Raw genomic sequence first — 14,957 nt, forward strand, 5'->3', positions numbered from 1 at the left:
CCATGAAAGTGCGCCAGCTTAGGACAACAGGAGCCGAAGATGAAAGCGCCGCGCGTTACCCTGGATCAGTGGCGGACTCTGCAGGCGGTGGTCGACCACGGCGGCTTTGCCCAGGCCGCCGAAGCCCTGCACCGCTCCCAATCGTCGGTGAGCTATACCGTGGCCCGCATGCAGGACCAGCTCGGCGTGCCGTTGCTGCGCATCGACGGGCGCAAGGCGGTGCTCACCGATGCCGGCAGCGTGCTGCTGCGCCGCTCGCGCCAGTTGGTCAAACAGGCCAGCCAACTCGAAGACCTCGCCCATCACATGGAGCAGGGTTGGGAAGCCGAGGTGCGCCTGGTGGTCGACGCCGCCTACCCCAATGCCCGACTGGTACGTGCCCTGAGTGCGTTCATGCCGCAAAGTCGCGGCTGCCGGGTGCGCCTGCGCGAGGAGGTGCTGTCAGGGGTCGAGGAAGTGCTGCATGAAGGGGTGGCGGACCTTGCCATCAGCGGCTTCAGCATCCCCGGCTACCTGGGCACCGAATTGAGCGCGGTGGAGTTCGTGGCCGTTGCACACCCCGAGCACAGCCTGCACCGCCTGGGCCGCGAGCTCAGTTTCCAGGACCTGGAGAGCCAGTTGCAGGTGGTGATCCGCGACTCTGGCCGGGCACAACCGCGGGATGTGGGCTGGCTGGGCGCCGAACAGCGCTGGACGGTCGGCAGCCTGGCCACCGCCGCCACCTTCGTCAGCAGCGGCCTGGGCTTTGCCTGGCTGCCACGCCACCTGATCGAGCGCGAACTGCGCGAAGGCGTGCTCAAGCCACTGCCGCTGGACCAGGGTGGCAGCCGTCACCCGCTGTTCTACCTTTACTCGAACAAGGACAAACCCCTGGGCCCGGCCACGCAGATCCTCATCGAGTTGCTGCGCAACTTCGACACTGCGCCGCTGGACGTGCCCTTCGCCGCCCCCGCCCAAGCCTGACAGGTAACGCCCATGGCCTATTTCGAACATGAAGGTTGCACCCTGCATTACGAGGAATATGGCCAGGGCGAGCCCCTGGTACTGCTGCACGGCCTGGGCTCGAGCTGCCAGGACTGGGAATACCAGGTACCGGAGCTGGCCCGTCATTACCGCGTGATCCTGCTCGATGTGCGCGGCCACGGGCGCTCCGACAAGCCTCACGAGCGCTACAGCATCGCCGGCTTCAGCGCCGACCTGCTGGCCCTGCTGGAGCACCTGAACACCGGCCCGGTGCACCTGGCTGGCCTGTCGATGGGCGGCATGATCGGCTTCCAGTTTGCCGTCGACCATCCCCACCGGTTGCGCAGCCTGTGCATCGTCAACAGCGCACCCGAGGTCAAGCTACGCAGCCGCGACGATTACTGGCAATGGTTCAAGCGCTGGAGCCTGGCCCGCCTGCTGAGCCTGGAGACCATCGGCAAAGGCCTGGCCGCACGCCTGTTTCCCAAGCCGGAGCAGGCCGAGTTGCGACGCAAGATGGCCGAGCGCTGGGCGCGCAACGACAAGCGTGCGTACCTGGCCAGCTTCGATGCCATCGTCGGCTGGGGGGTACAGGAACGCCTGGGCCAGATCCGCTGTCCTACGCTGGTCATCAGCGCCGACCACGATTACACCCCGATACAGCTCAAGCAGCGCTACGTCGCGCTTATTCCTCAAGCACGACTGGCGGTCATCGAAGATTCACGGCACGCTACACCGCTGGATCAACCCCGGCTGTTCAACCAGACCCTGCTGCAGTTTCTGGCAACGGCTTCAACCACTTCTCAAGGATCATTGAGTTCATGCTGAAAAAACTTCTGCTTGGCGCCTGCTCGGTCGTCTTCGCCACCAGCCTGATGGCTGCCGAAAAAGCCCCGCACGTACTGCTCGACACCAGCTTCGGCCAGATCGAAGTGGAACTGGACCCGGTCAAGGCGCCCATCTCGACCAAGAACTTCCTCGAGTATGTCGACAGCGGCTTCTACACCAACACCATCTTCCACCGCGTGATCCCGGGCTTCATGGTCCAGGGCGGCGGCTTCACCGCGCAGATGCAACAGAAGTCGACCAAGGACCCGATCCGCAACGAGGCCAGCAACGGCCTGCACAACACCCGCGGCACCCTGTCGATGGCCCGCACCTCCAACCCGAACTCGGCCACCAGCCAGTTCTTCATCAACGTGGCCGACAACGCCTTCCTCGATCCGGGCCGCGATGCCGGCTACGCCGTGTTCGCCAAGGTGGTCAAGGGTATGGACGTGGTCGACCAGATCGTCAACTCGCCTACCACGCGCAAGAACGGCATGGCCGATGTACCGGTCGATCCCGTGCTGATCAAGTCCGCCAAACGCATTGACTGAGCCCGTGTTCACAGGGACGTGAACCACGACCGGCCCGGTCGAGTCAGACAGGAGTTAGAGTTTTGAGGTTGTATCGCTATTTCGAAAAGCTGATCGACATCTTTCGCGAAGCACCGACCGCATCGCCGCCGGGCAAGGTCCTGCCGTTCTATTTCTACTACCTGCGCCAGGTGTGGCCCAGCTTTGCCGCACTGCTGGTGGTGGGGCTGGTGGCTTCGCTCATCGAAGTGGCGCTGTTCAGTTACCTGAGCCGCATCATCGACCTGGCCCAGGGCGCGCCAAACCCTGATTTCTTCAGCGATCACGCCAGCGAGCTGATCTGGATGGTGGTGGTCACGCTGCTGCTGCGCCCGCTGTTCTTCGGCCTGCACGACCTGCTGGTGCACCAGACCATCAGCCCGGGCATGACCAGCATGATCCGCTGGCAGAACCACACCCATGTGCTCAAGCAGAGCCTCAATTTCTTCCAGAGCGATTTTGCCGGACGCATCGCCCAGCGCATCATGCAGACCGGCAACTCGCTGCGCGATTCGGCCGTGCAGGCGGTGGACGCCCTGTGGCACGTGCTGATCTACGCGATCAGCTCGCTGGTGCTGTTCGCCGAGGCCGACTGGCGCCTGATGCTGCCCCTGACCGTATGGATCTTCGCCTACATCGGCGCACTGTGCTATTTCGTGCCCAGGGTCAAGGAACGCTCGGTGGTGTCATCGGATGCGCGCTCCAAGCTGATGGGCCGCATTGTCGATGGCTACGCCAACATCGCCACCCTCAAGCTGTTCGCCCACACCGACTTCGAGCGCCAATACGCCCGCGAAGCGATTCGCGAGCAGACCGAAAAGACCCAGCTGGCCTCGCGGGTAATCACCAGCATGGATGTGGTCATCACCAGCCTCAACGGGCTGCTGATCGTCACCACCACCGGCCTGGCGCTGTGGCTGTGGAGCCAGTCGCTGATCACCGTGGGCGCCATCGCCCTGGCCACCGGCCTGGTGATCCGCATCGTCAACATGTCGGGCTGGATCATGTGGGTGGTCAACGGCATCTTCGAGAACATCGGCATGGTGCAGGATGGCCTCAAGACCATCGCCCAGCCGGTCACCGTCACCGATCCGCCAGATGCTCCGGCGCTGAAGGTCGATCGCGGCGCGGTGCGCTTCGACAACATCGACTTTCATTACGGTCAGGGCAGCCGGATCATCAGCAACCTGACCCTGGACATTCGCCCCGGCGAGAAGATCGGCCTGATCGGCCCCTCGGGCGCCGGCAAGTCCACCCTGGTCAACCTGCTGCTGCGCCTGTACGACCTGGAAAGTGGCCGTATCCTGATCGACGGCCAGGACATTGCCCAGGTGAGCCAGGCCAGCCTGCGCGCACAGATCGGCATGATCACCCAGGACACCTCGCTGCTGCACCGCTCGATTCGCGACAACCTGCTGTATGGCCGGCCGGATGCGACAGAAGAGGAGTTGTGGGAGGCGGTGCGCCGGGCGCGGGCCGATGAGTTCATCCCTCAGCTGTCCGATGCCCAGGGGCGCACCGGTTTCGATGCGCATGTGGGCGAGCGTGGCGTGAAACTGTCCGGCGGCCAGCGCCAGCGCATCGCGATTGCGCGGGTCCTGCTCAAGAATGCGCCGATCCTGATCATGGACGAAGCCACTTCGGCGCTGGATTCGGAAGTGGAGGCAGCCATCCAGGAGAGCCTGGAGACCCTGATGCAGGGCAAGACGGTGATCGCCATTGCGCACCGCCTGTCGACCATCGCGCGGATGGACCGGCTGGTGGTGCTGGAGCAGGGGCGGATTGCCGAGATGGGCACCCATGCCGAACTGCTGGCGCATCAGGGGCTGTACGCACGGTTGTGGCATCACCAGACGGGAGGGTTTGTCGGGGTCGATTGAACACCGCGGCGACGGTATCGCGGGTCAAGCCCGCTCCCCCAGGGATTTCACTGCGCCTGCGGGTGCGGGTGCGGGCTTGGCCCTCAGGCTTGCCTGAAGGGCAGCGCCGTACGCGCCTCCTCGGCATACCCCAGCACCCCCACCCGCTCCTGCGCCAGAAAGTCCTGCACGGCCGCCTTCAACCCCGGATGCAGCAGGTAATGCCAGGACCGCGTGATCACCGGTTCGAACCCGCGAATCAGCTTGTGCTCGCCCTGCGCCCCGGCATCAAAACGCTGCAACCCTTCGGCAATGGCAACGTCCATGCCCTGATAGAAGCACGTCTCGAAATGCAACCGGTCGAACTCCGCCAGGCAGCCCCAATAGCGCCCATACAGGCTGTCACCGCCCACCAGGCTGAACGCCATCGCCACCGCCCGCCCGCCCTGATGCGCCATCACCACGCGGATCGACGCGGGCATGCGTTCGGCCAGCAGGCTGAAAAACGCCCGGGTAAGGTACGGGGCACGGCGGCGCACGGCGTAGGTGTTGGCATAGCATGCGTACACGAAATCCCACTGCGCCTCACTCAGCTCATGGCCGTGGTACCACTGAAACTCGATACCCTGCCCCGCCACCTGCTCGCGTTCCTTGCGCATCTGCTTGCGCTTGCGCGAACTGAGGCTGTCGAGAAAATCCTGGAAGTCCCGATAACCCTGGTTGCGCCAGTGAAACTGACACCCCAGGCGCTCCATCCAGCCCGCACGCCCACGCAATACTTCGTCGCTGGCCGGGTCGGTGAAGTTCACGTGCAGGCCCGACAGCCCCTGTTCGAGCAAAGCATCGCTGACGCCGTCGATCAGCTCACCCGCCGCCTGCGCGTCACCCAGCAGGCGCGCGCCGCTGACCGGTGAAAACGGCACCGCGCACAGCAGCTTGGGGTAGTAGTCGATACCGGCGCGGTCGCAGGCGTCGGCCCAGCCGTGATCGAACACGTACTCGCCGAACGAATGGGTCTTCACGTAGGCCGGCATGGCCGCCCGTACCTGGCCCTGAGCGTCGGTCAGGACCTGGTGGGCCGGTGCCCAGCCGGTGCGCGGGGTGACGCTGGCGCTGTCTTCCAGGCTGCGCAGGAAGGCATGGCGCAGGAACGGCTGGGCATCCGGCACCAGGGCATCCCAGGTGGCGGCGTCGATATCGGCAAGGTGCGGCAGAATTGAGATGGGCATGCGCGCAGTCTGCCCCCTCGTGCGAGCAAAAAAAAGCCCCGCAGGTGCGGGGCGAAGATCTAACGGATGAAGGAGTGTGTTGCAAGGGTAACGCTTAGAACACGTACTGCGCGCGCATCACGAAACCGTCGCCGCTGTCGTCGCCGGCAGCGTTCTGCGCGTTGTCAGTCTTGGCCTTGACGTACACGCCGCTGAGCTTGATCGACTCGTTGGCGTACCAGTTCACCCCCAGGTTGTGCACCTTGGCTTCCACGTCACCGATGTCGGCAAATGCGCCGTTGTTGTCGTCGACGCTCAGGTGGTCGTAGCGGTAGAACACTTCCCACGCGCCAATCTGCTTGTTGGAAGGCTTGATGCTGTCGAACTTGCCGAGTTTGTAGCCACGCGCTTCACCGGTGATGGTGTAGGCCACCTGGCCGTAGTAACCCTTGGCCTTGATGTCGGAGAAGGCCGAGTCGTCTGCCTGAACATCACGCTTGATGTACTCGCCCTGCACCGAGAACGGGCCCAGCGCGTAGGCGGCTTCCAGGCCCCAGGCCTTGTCGGTGTCGTAGGCACCGGCCGGGGTGGTGGCGTTGCCGCCCAGCACCAGGCGGTTGCCGTTGTTGCCGGCGTCCTGGCCACCGTCGGTGCTCACCCCACGCATGCCCAGGCGGCTGCGGATACGGCCGTCGAACGCGGTGTCGGAAAGGTCGCGCTGGGCGTAGTTCAGGCCAACGTGCAGTACGTTGCCGGCCTCGTGCATCGGTGCGAACACACCGCGCAGGTTGAACTGCTTGGAGCTGTCGCCGTCCTTGTCCTGGTTGGTGGCGTCCTTGGCGAACAGGCCGGCCGAACCGTACAGCGAGTCACCGGCGTTACCCGATGCCTGGATACCGAAGCCGCCGTTGTGCGAGTTGGTCCAGTCCACCAGGTCGTAGGCAGCGGTTCGCTCCTGGGCAGTCACCCACTTGGAGCTGGTGGCTTTTTCCAGGCCGAACTCGGGATCGAAGCGACCGACCTTGATCGACACCGGCTTGAAGCCGTTGTAGGCCAGCGACGCTTCGTCGAAGTAACCGTCTTCGGAACGGTTGTCGCCACCGGAGTTATGCGAGAAGTCGTAGGCGATCTGGTAGGCCCAGTCGGTGTACATCACACCGCCCAGTTCCAGGTAGGCACGGCGGAAGTAGCCCGCATCGGCGGTATCGCCGTTCTTGGTGTAGAAACCGTCGAAGCGGCTGTAGTCGGCCTGGACCCGGCCACCCAGCTTGAAGCTGAATTCCTTGTCAGCGGTAGCGACCTCCAGGCCACCCTTGGTCTTGACTACGATATCGGCGCCGTCAGTAGTCACGGTGCCCGCGAAAGCCTGGGCGGTAACGGCCATTGCCAAGGCGCTGGCTGCGAAACCTGCGAAGTGCTTACGGATCATCGAAGGAACTCCCCTACGTTCATAACGTTTATGGTCTTGATTACGTTGAAAAAACACGCGGCTCAGGCCACTTGTGCTGGGGACGAATCTTGGCGGGGGGTTATTTCAGATCAGTGGCTGTTAGATAAATATTTAGTGACAGGGGAACTTTTTACTTCGAATGTGAATAAGACAATCAGCCCCGTTGCAGGGCTGGTTGCGGGGTTTCAGCGCGTTGCCCGGCGCTCGGCGGCCAGCCGCGCCGCAAGGGCCTCGGCCCCCTCCACAGGCGCCGGCGGCAGCGCCTTGAGGGTTGCCTGGGCCAGGCGCAACTGCTTGATGAAGCGACGACAATTGCGACAGAACAGCAGGTGCTGGCGCGTCATCAGGCGCTCGCCCAGGGTCAGTTGCCCGTCCAGGTAATCACTGGAGCAGGCGACCAGTTGCTTGCAGGTCAGCATTGGCCGGTGTCCTCGAAATGTTCCAGGGTCGCGAAGACCTTGAGGCGTGCACGGTGCAGCAGCACACGTACATTGGAGAGCGACAGGTCGAGCAGATTACAGATTTCCACCAGTTCGAGGCCCTGGCGCTCACGCAACAACAGCACACTGCTCTGCAGTTGCGACAGGCTGAGCAGGGTGTGCTCCAGGCATTCGCGCAACTGCTCCTGGCTGAGCAGGGCCTCGGGGCTGTCTTCGTGCCAAGCCGAAGGCGCCAGCAGCCAGTGACCGTCGCTGGCGAAACGCGCGTCGTCGATGCTGCCATGGGGGGCCGGCAGGTCGTCGAGCAGCACCTCGCGGCGGTTTTGCCGGTAACGGGTCTTGGCCGTATTGGCGGTGATGGTCAGCAGCCAGGTCTTGAGGCTGGAGCGGCGCTGGAAGCCCGCCAGACCGCGTACCGCCGCCAGCCAGGCATCCTGCACCACCTCGTCGGCGCCACGTTCGCCGACGATGGCATAGGCCACCGCGCGCATGGCGCCCTGGCAGGTCTGAACCAGTTCGGCGAACGCGCGCTGCTCTCCCGCCAGCAGGCGGTCGAGCAAGCGCTGTTCGTCAGCCGTCACTGGCGTGGGCGATCAACGTTTGCGCAGGATCACGCTGCCGATCGAGTAGCCGGCACCGAACGAACTGAGCACCCCGAGGGCACCCTTGGGCAGGTCGTCCTGGTGCTTGTGCAGCGCGATCACCGAGCCGGCCGAACTGGTGTTGGCGTAGGTATCGAGAATCACCGGGGCCTCCTCGACCAGCGCGTCGCGGCCCAGCAGCTTCTTGACGATCAGGTGGTTCATGCTCAGGTTGGCCTGGTGCAGCCAGAAGCGCTTGACGTCACTGACGTTGAGGTTGTTTTCGCTCAGGTGCTGGCCGATCAGCTCGGCCACCATCGGGCACACCTCGCGGAACACCTTGCGGCCTTCCTGCACGAACAGCTTGTCCGGCGCACCGATACCCTCTTCCGCCGCGCGGTTGAGGAAGCCGAAGTTGTTGCGGATGTTGTTGGAGAACTGGGTCAGCAGCTTGGTGCTGACGATATCGAACTGGTGCGCCGAGGTAGCGAGGTCGGCACGTTCGACCAGCACCGCCGTGGCGGCGTCGCCGAAGATGAAGTGGCTGTCACGGTCACGGAAGTTCAGGTGGCCGGTGCAGATCTCGGGGCTGATCACCAGCACCGAACGGGCCTGACCCAGTTGCACGCTGTTGCAGGCGACCTGAATGCCGAAGGTCGCCGACGAACACGCCACGTTCATGTCGAAACCGAAACCGGCGATGCCCAAAGCCTGCTGCACTTCGATGGCGATGGCCGGGTAAGGGCGCTGCAGGTTGGAGCAGGCGACGATGACCGCGTCGACATCGGCTGCGGTGCGCCCGGCACGCGCCAGGGCCTGTTCGGCGGCGGCCACGCCCATCTGGCAGAGGATCGACGGCTCGTCGTTGCTACGCTCCGGCAGGCGCGGCTTCATGCGCTGCGGATCGAGGATGCCGGCCTTGTCCATCACGAAGCGGCTCTTGATGCCCGAGGCCTTCTCGATGAACGCAGCGCTCGACTCGGCCAGTGCCTGCACTTCGCCCCGTTCGATGGCAGCGGCATTGTCGGCGTTGAACTGCTGCACATAGGTGTTGAAAGACTCGACCAGCTCTTCGTTGGAAATGCTGTTGGCCGGAGTGTACAGGCCGGTGCCGCTGATGACGACGTTATGCACGGTCGTTCCTCTGTTCGGGGCCGCTGCCTGCCGGGCAACGGCCTGTTCTGTCGGTCAAATGGCACGAAAGTACCAATTAATACAGGCAATGCACCCGGCAAGCGGGGCAGTACGCTGTGCTGCATTCTGTAGCTACCGTGGCAGGTACCTGACACGGTAGCGAAGTTCGCCAAGTGTGCCACAAGTTCCGGGGATTAGGCTTCCACCAGACTCCATTGCTTGGCCAGGCGCTTGTCGGAAATCGGTACCTTGGTACCCAACTGCTGGGCAAACAGCGACACGCGGTATTCCTCGATCCACCAGCGGTACAGCACCAGTTGCTCGTCGCGCTTGCCCTCCTGGGCATGCTTGTCGGCACGCGCCTTGTACTGTGCCCACAGACCGCTCAGCTCGCCGCTCCACACGCGGTCCTTCTGCACCTGCGAACCGAGTTTTTCCAGACGCAGCTCCACCGCCTTGAGGTAGCGCGGCAGTTCCTTGAGCCAGATGCCCGGGGTTTCCCGCACAAAACCCGGGTACACCAGGTTGGCCAGTTGCTGCTTGATGTCGTTGAGCGCCACGGCCTGGGCCAGGTCGATCTTGCCCTTGAAGCGCTTCTGCAGACCGTGCCAGAGCTTGAGTATCTCGAGGGTCAGGCGGGCCAGGCGCTCGGCGTGATCGGCCCAGTGGCCGCGCTTGCGTTCGGCCAGCGAAGCAAGCCCGGCACCGTCGCGCGGCAGGCTGCTCTCGCCGTCGAGGATGCAGGTGTCCAGGCTGGCCAGCAGGATGTCCTCGACCAGCGCATCGACACGCCCCAGCTCGCGGTACAGCAGGCCCAGTTCGGTCAGCCCCGGCAGCTTGCCGCGCAGGAACTTCGCCGGCTCGGCCAGTTGCTGCAGCAGCAGCCGCTGCAAGGCTCGGCGGTGCTGGAACTCGGCTTCGGCCTGGGTCGAGAAGCGCCCTTCCTTGACCGTACCGCCCTCTTCCACCAGCGCCGGGTACACCGTCATCGACAGCCCGGCGATCTTCTGCTGGGCGGTCTGGGCCACCTCGGCAAACACCTTGGCTTGCACCGGCTTCTGGGCCTTGGCCGATTGCGGCACGGCCAGCGCGGCCTGGCTGGCAGCAACGAAGCGCGCCGTCAGCTCGGTCAGGTCGCGGCCTTCACCCAGGAACTTGCCCTGGGCATCGACCACTTCGATGTTCATGCGCAAATGGCCTTCCACCTGCGCAGCCGCCTCGGCCCAGGCCTCGTCGCTGACCCGCGCACCGGTCATGCGCAGCAGTTCGCGGCCCAGCGCCTGGGGCAGCGAGCCGTCGGCGAAGGTCATGCGCTGCAAGGCGGCCTTGACGAAATCGGGCACCGGCACGAAGTTCTTGCGCAAGGCCTTGGGCAGGTTGCGTACCAGCGCAATGCACTTGGCTTCCAGCAACCCCGGCACCAGCCATTCCAGGCGCTCGCCCGGCAGGCTGGGCAGCAGCGGCGCCGGCACCCTCACGGTAACGCCGTCGCGGGGGTGGTTGGGTTCGAAGTGGTAGCTCAGCGCCAGGCTCAGGTCGCCGATGCGCAGGGTATCGGGGTACTGCGTGGCGGTGACTTCACTGGCCTCGCGGGCCAGCACGTCCTCTTCGCGCATGATCAGCAACTGCGGGTCTTTCTGGCTGGTGACGCGGTACCAGCTGTCGAAGGTCGCGGTCTGGTGGATCTCGGCCGGCAGGCGCGCCTCGTAGTAGGCGTACAGGGTCTCTTCATCAGCCAGGATGTCGCGCCGGCGGGCCTTGGCCTCCAGCTCGTCCAACTGCTCGAGCAGGCGCGTGTTGGCCGCCAGGCACTTGGCCCGCGACTGGATCTCACCGCCCACCAGGGCCTGACGGATAAACAGCTCGCGCGAGGCCTGCGGGTCGATCGGCCCGTAGTGCACCGGGCGCCGGCCGACCACGATCATGCCGTACAGCGTGACCTGCTCGAAGGCCACCACCTGGCCGCGCTTCTTCTCCCAGTGCGGTTCGAAGTGGTTCTTCTTGATCAGGTGCCCGGCCAGCGGCTCGATCCAGTCCGGCTCGATCTTGGCCACCATGCGCGCATACAGCTTGGTGGTCTCGACCAGTTCGGCGGTCATCAGCCATTGCGGGCGTTTCTTGCCCAGGCCCGAGGACGGGTGTACCCAGAAGCGCCGCTGACGCGCGCCCAGGTAGTCGCCGTCCTCGGTCTTCTGGCCGATCTGGCTGAGCAGCCCGGACAGAATCGCCTTGTGCAGGCGCGGGTAGTCGGCCGGCTCCTTGTTGATGCTCAACTGCAGGTCGCGGCAGATCAGGCTCAGTTGCCGGTGTGCATCGCGCCATTCGCGCAGACGCAGGTAATTCAGGAAATTCTTGCGGCACCAGTTGCGCAGCGGGCTGGCCGTCAGGGCCTGGCGCTGTTCTTCGAAGCCGCGCCACAGGTTGACCAGCGCGGCGAAATCCGAGTCGCTGTCCTTCCACTGCGCATGGGCCTGGTCGGCAGCCTGCTGACGCTCGGGCGGACGCTCGCGGGGGTCCTGCACCGACAGTGCACTGGCCACGATCAGCAGTTCCTGCAGGCTGCCCTGCTTGGCGCCTTCGAGCAGCATGCGGCCCAGACGCGGGTCCACCGGCAGGCGCGCCAGCTGGCGGCCCAGCGGGGTCAGCTGGTTCTCGCGATTGACTGCCGAGAGTTCCTGCAGCAGGTTGAAGCCGTCGCTGATGGCCTTGCCATCCGGCGGCTCGATGAACGGGAAGGCGTCGATCTCGCCCAGGCGCAGGTGCAGCATCTGCAGGATCACCGCGGCCAGGTTGGTGCGCAGGATCTCGGGGTCGGTAAAGGCGGGCCGACCATTGAAGTCGTCCTCGCTGTACAGGCGCACGCAGATGCCCGGTTCGACCCGCCCGCAACGGCCCTTGCGCTGGTTGGCACTGGCCTGGGACACCGCCTCGATGGGCAGGCGCTGCACCTTGGCACGGTAGCTGTAGCGGCTGATGCGCGCCGTGCCGCTGTCGATCACGTAGCGAATGCCCGGTACGGTCAGCGAGGTTTCCGCAACGTTGGTGGCCAGCACCACGCGCCGCCCCGGATGGGACTGGAAGATCTTCTGCTGCTCGGCCGGCGACAGCCGTGCATACAACGGCAGGATTTCGGTGTGGCGTAGCTGTGCCTTGCGCAGCATCTCGGCGGCATCGCGAATTTCGCGCTCGCCGGGCAGGAACACCAGCACGTCGCCCGGGCCCTTGCCGATGCTGCGCTCATGGGCGGCAATCTCGTCGAGGGTGGCCAGGATCGCCTGGTCGACGGTCAGATCGTCCTCGACGCGGTTGCCCTCCTCGTCCTGCTCGCTGGTCAGCGGCCGGTACCAGGTCTCGACCGGGTAGGTACGCCCGGACACCTCGATGATCGGCGCATCGTTGAAGTGCCTGGAAAAGCGCTCCAGGTCGATGGTCGCGGAGGTGATGATGACCTTGAGGTCGGGGCGCCGCGGCAGCAGGGTCTTGAGGTAGCCGAGCAGGAAGTCGATGTTCAGGCTGCGTTCGTGGGCTTCGTCGACGATGATCGTGTCGTAGCGTTCCAGAAAGCGGTCGTGCTGGGTTTCGGCCAGCAGGATGCCGTCGGTCATCAGCTTGACCAGGGTGTTGGCATCGCTCTGGTCTTCGAAGCGCACCTGGTAGCCGACCAGCGCGCCCAGCGGCGTACCCAGCTCTTCGGCCACGCGGGTGGCCACGCTGCGCGCGGCAATCCGGCGCGGCTGGGTGTGGGCGATCTGGCCATGCTGGCCGCGGCCCAGTTCCAGGCAGATCTTGGGCAACTGGGTGGTCTTGCCCGAGCCGGTTTCGCCCGCGATGATCAGCACCTGGTGGGCGGCCAGCACCTTCTTGATTTCGTCACGCTTGGCCGCGATCGGCAGGCTGTCGTCGTAGTGGATGCGCGGCACGCTGGCCTTGCGCGCGGCGACCTGATCGCAGGAGGCCTGTACCCGGGCGGCCCACTGGGCCAGCTTGGCCTCGTCTGGGCGCTTGCGCAGGTCATGCAGTTGCCGACGCAGGCGATGGCGCTCGGCGATCATGGCGTGGTCAAGGTTTTTCAGCAGTTGCTCGATGGCGGCGTTCTGGTCAGTCATGACGTCTTTTTAATAATGCAGGTGAGCCTGCTTTCACATGATCGGCGTAGTTTGGTCGGGGATTGTCGCAGATTTGCCCTGCCACGGCACGGTTCGCCATGCAGGGCCATTGTTTAGCCATTGATTAACTGAAGGTATACAAAGGCCGATTTAATGAACCTTCCCACGCGTGGGAGTATCCGTGCATGACTTTGCCAGCGTGTACGCCCCGCCCCCTGATGCGCCCTTCGTTCCCGAAGGTGCGGGCGCGCCCCGGTGAAAATCCGCTGTTCAATAGCATCCTCGCGTTCTGGGCCTTGTGGCATTGCCGCCATGCCCGCCCACCAGATACCGCCCTCGCACCCCACTGATACCGCTGGCCCGGTTGCGGCCAACCCTGTCGACCGATCGACGTGCCCACTGGCGCGCGATCCTGTACGCCGTCACGGCGTAAGCGAGTGCACCATGCAGTTTGCCCCTGTTTCCGAGGCCGAGGATTTCCTGGCCGCCAACCCCGATATCGAGATGATCGAGTTGTTCATCCTCGACGCCAACGGCGTGCCCCGCGGCAAGCTGCTGCACCGCGAGGAACTGCTGGCCGTGTATGAAAGCGGGCGGCCGCTGCCCAGCACCATCCTCGGCCTGACCCTCAATGGCGACGATGTGGAGAACTCGGGGCTGGTGTGGGACGTGGGCGATATCGACTGCCGCGCATACCCGCTGGCCGGCAGCCTAGTGCGCATGCCGTGGCGGCAGATCCCCACGGCGGCAGTGCAGGTGAGCATGCACCTCAGCGAAGGCCTGCCGGCCACCGTCGCCGATCCACGCCAACTGCTGGCCAAGGTGATCGACGCGCTCAAGGCCGATGGCTATGAGCCGGTAATGGCCTGCGAGCTGGAGTTCTACCTGCTCGACCAGAAGCGCGATCACCTGGGCCACCCGCAACCGGCACTGGATACCGACGGCGGTCGCCCCCGCGCCACCCAGGTATACGGCCTGCGCGAGCTGGAGCAGATCGAACCGTTTCTGGCCGACCTGTACAGCGCCTGCAAGGCCCAGGGCATCCCTGCGCGTACCGCGATTTCCGAATACGCCCCCGGCCAGGTGGAGATCACCCTGGAGCACGGCGACGCCTTGCTGGCCATGGACCAGGCGGTGCGCTACAAGCGCCTGGTCAAGGGCGTGGCACACAAGCACGGCATGCAGGCCTGCTTCATGGCCAAGCCGTTCGAGCACCTGGCCGGCACCGGCATGCACATGCACGTGAGCCTGGCCGACGCCGCCGGCCACAACCTGTACGCCAGCGAAGACAAGGCCGGCACGCCCCTGCTGCGCCAGTCGGTGGGCGGCATGCTGGCCATGCTGCTCGACTCGCTGCTGCTGTTCTGCCCCAACGCCAACTCCTATCGCCGCTTCCAGGCCAACAGCTATGCACCGCTGGCGCCGACCTGGGGTGTGGACAACCGTACCGTGAGCCTGCGCGTGCCCGGCGGGCCGGCCAATACCCGACATATCGAACACCGCATCTGCGGCGCCGATGCCAACCCGTACCTGGCAGCCGCGGCCATTCTGGCCAGCATCCACCATGGCATCCGCCAGCAACTGGACCCCGGCGCCCCGGTGCAGGGCAACGGCTACGCCCAGGCCAAGACGCTGCTGCCCACCGACTGGCTGACCTCGCTGACCGCGCTGGAGCGCTCCAGCTGGGCGCGCGAAGCGTTCGGCGAGGCCTTCCTCGGGGTGTACCTGGCGGTCAAGCGCGCCGAGTACCGACAGTTCATGGCCGAGGTCGGCGAGCAGGACTGGCGCTGGTACCTGACCCAGGCCTGAGCCCCCTATT

The 14,957-nt window shown here is 64.9% G+C and carries 11 protein-coding genes; 5 read left to right on the plus strand and 6 right to left on the minus strand.

The annotated features are described in order from the left end of the window. Positions 1-39: 39 nt before the first annotated feature. From MF6396_RS22625 to MF6396_RS22640, 4 genes are all read left to right on the plus strand, one after another. Positions 40-963, plus strand: a complete 924-nt coding sequence (locus MF6396_RS22625; RefSeq protein WP_043864150.1) for a LysR family transcriptional regulator — start codon at positions 40-42, stop codon at positions 961-963. 12 nt (positions 964-975) lie between these two features. Further along, positions 976-1,791: an alpha/beta fold hydrolase gene (locus tag MF6396_RS22630; RefSeq protein ID WP_078481622.1), complete on the plus strand. Its 816-nt coding sequence runs from the start codon at positions 976-978 to the stop codon at positions 1,789-1,791. Further along, positions 1,785-2,342 (plus strand): peptidylprolyl isomerase, encoded by a 558-nt coding sequence (locus MF6396_RS22635; protein ID WP_043864152.1) that lies wholly within the window; start codon positions 1,785-1,787, stop codon positions 2,340-2,342. The genes MF6396_RS22630 and MF6396_RS22635 overlap by 7 nt, the downstream gene beginning before the upstream one ends. A 68-nt stretch (positions 2,343-2,410) precedes the next feature. Further along, positions 2,411-4,240: an ABC transporter ATP-binding protein gene (locus MF6396_RS22640; RefSeq protein WP_078481623.1), complete on the plus strand. Its 1,830-nt coding sequence runs from the start codon at positions 2,411-2,413 to the stop codon at positions 4,238-4,240. Between the two features lie 83 nt (positions 4,241-4,323). Here MF6396_RS22640 and MF6396_RS22645 read toward each other — a convergent pair whose 3' ends face one another. The 6 genes from MF6396_RS22645 to hrpA form a co-directional block, all read right to left on the minus strand. Beyond that, positions 4,324-5,448: a GNAT family N-acetyltransferase gene (locus MF6396_RS22645; RefSeq protein ID WP_078481624.1), complete on the minus strand. Its 1,125-nt coding sequence runs from the start codon at positions 5,446-5,448 to the stop codon at positions 4,324-4,326. 94 nt (positions 5,449-5,542) lie between these two features. Further along, positions 5,543-6,856 (minus strand): OprO/OprP family phosphate-selective porin, encoded by a 1,314-nt coding sequence (locus tag MF6396_RS22650; RefSeq protein WP_043864155.1) that lies wholly within the window; start codon positions 6,854-6,856, stop codon positions 5,543-5,545. Between the two features lie 206 nt (positions 6,857-7,062). Then, a complete protein-coding gene (locus MF6396_RS22655; protein WP_054914943.1) occupies positions 7,063-7,296 on the minus strand; it encodes an anti-sigma factor family protein in 234 nt (77 codons plus the stop codon). Next, positions 7,290-7,898: an RNA polymerase sigma factor gene (locus MF6396_RS22660; RefSeq protein ID WP_043864157.1), complete on the minus strand. Its 609-nt coding sequence runs from the start codon at positions 7,896-7,898 to the stop codon at positions 7,290-7,292. Before MF6396_RS22660 ends, MF6396_RS22655 begins: the two co-directional genes overlap by 7 nt. 12 nt (positions 7,899-7,910) lie before the next feature. Beyond that, complete coding sequence (locus MF6396_RS22665) at positions 7,911-9,032, minus strand: beta-ketoacyl-ACP synthase III (RefSeq protein ID WP_043864158.1); 1,122 nt, start codon at positions 9,030-9,032, stop codon at positions 7,911-7,913. A gap of 194 nt (positions 9,033-9,226) precedes the next feature. After that, a complete protein-coding gene (gene hrpA, locus MF6396_RS22670) occupies positions 9,227-13,138 on the minus strand; it encodes an ATP-dependent RNA helicase HrpA (RefSeq protein ID WP_078481625.1) in 3,912 nt (1,303 codons plus the stop codon). Between the two features lie 444 nt (positions 13,139-13,582). On the opposite strand from hrpA, the gene MF6396_RS22675 reads away from it, so the two are divergent. Beyond that, complete coding sequence (locus MF6396_RS22675) at positions 13,583-14,947, plus strand: glutamine synthetase family protein (RefSeq protein WP_078481626.1); 1,365 nt, start codon at positions 13,583-13,585, stop codon at positions 14,945-14,947. Positions 14,948-14,957 lie beyond the last annotated feature (10 nt).

Origin of the sequence: Pseudomonas sp. MF6396 (assembly GCF_002018915.1) — a bacterium.
Classification (GTDB): Bacteria; Pseudomonadota; Gammaproteobacteria; order Pseudomonadales; family Pseudomonadaceae; genus Aquipseudomonas; species Aquipseudomonas palmensis.

What these genes read in the sequence shown, in the direction of transcription:
- MF6396_RS22630 (WP_078481622.1), top strand. Translation starts at nt 976, where the DNA reads ATGGCCTATTTCGAACATGAAGGTTGCACCCTGCATTACGAGGAATAT.
- MF6396_RS22645 (WP_078481624.1), bottom strand. Translation starts at nt 5,448, where the DNA reads ATGCCCATCTCAATTCTGCCGCACCTTGCCGATATCGACGCCGCCACC.
- MF6396_RS22675 (WP_078481626.1), top strand. Translation starts at nt 13,583, where the DNA reads ATGCAGTTTGCCCCTGTTTCCGAGGCCGAGGATTTCCTGGCCGCCAAC.
- MF6396_RS22625 (WP_043864150.1), top strand. Translation starts at nt 40, where the DNA reads ATGAAAGCGCCGCGCGTTACCCTGGATCAGTGGCGGACTCTGCAGGCG.
- MF6396_RS22635 (WP_043864152.1), top strand. Translation starts at nt 1,785, where the DNA reads ATGCTGAAAAAACTTCTGCTTGGCGCCTGCTCGGTCGTCTTCGCCACC.
- MF6396_RS22650 (WP_043864155.1), bottom strand. Translation starts at nt 6,856, where the DNA reads ATGATCCGTAAGCACTTCGCAGGTTTCGCAGCCAGCGCCTTGGCAATG.
- hrpA (WP_078481625.1), bottom strand. Translation starts at nt 13,138, where the DNA reads ATGACTGACCAGAACGCCGCCATCGAGCAACTGCTGAAAAACCTTGAC.
- MF6396_RS22655 (WP_054914943.1), bottom strand. Translation starts at nt 7,296, where the DNA reads ATGCTGACCTGCAAGCAACTGGTCGCCTGCTCCAGTGATTACCTGGAC.